The 700-nt window shown below is 69.7% G+C and carries 1 protein-coding gene; it reads left to right on the forward strand.

Annotation, left to right across the window (positions count from 1 at the left end; genetic code table 11):
- A partial coding sequence (locus CCN33_RS30700) for a PP2C family protein-serine/threonine phosphatase (RefSeq protein WP_140394785.1) occupies positions 1 to 700 on the forward strand: 700 nt, incomplete at both ends.

The following is a 700-nucleotide window of genomic DNA, read 5'->3' on the forward strand; positions in this document are numbered from 1 at the left end:
ATGGGGCGGCTGCGCACCGCCGTACACACCCTGGCCGGCCTCGAGCTGCCCCCCGACGAGATCATGAACCACCTCAACGACATCGTCGGCGGCCTCGGCGAGGACTCCTACGCCACCTGCCTTTACGCGCTTTACGACTCCACCGCGGGAACCTGCACCTTCACCCGCGCCGGGCACCCGCCACCGGCGATCGTGCGTCCGGACCGAAAGGTCCAGTTCCTGGAGGACACGCCCGACCCGCCGCTGGGAGCGGCCGAACCGCCCTTCAACACCGTGGAAATCGAAGTACCGGACGAGAGCCTGCTCGTTCTCTTCACCGACGGACTGGTCGAATCGTCGGAACGCGACGCCGACCAGGGCATGGCCGGCCTCGCACGGCTGCTGAGCCATGCCGACACACAAGACCTGCACGCCCTCTGCGACGACATCGTCACCGGCCTCCTTCCCGACGGACGGTCCACCGGCGACGACGTCGCCCTCCTCGTGACCCGGGTCCACGCACTCCCCTCCGGCCAACTGGCCTCCTGGCCCCTGCCTGAAGTCCCGCAAGCGGCCGGCATGGCGCGCAGGCACGTCCGTGAACAGCTGACGGAGTGGGGGCTGGACGAACTGACCCCCACGACGGAACTGCTCGCCAGCGAACTGGTCGGCAACGTCGTGCGGCACGGCAGGGGCCCGGTGCGGCTACGGCTGCTGCGGG

Origin of the sequence: Streptomyces recifensis, from assembly GCF_002154615.1 — a bacterium.
GTDB lineage: Bacteria > Actinomycetota > Actinomycetes > Streptomycetales > Streptomycetaceae > Streptomyces > Streptomyces griseoluteus.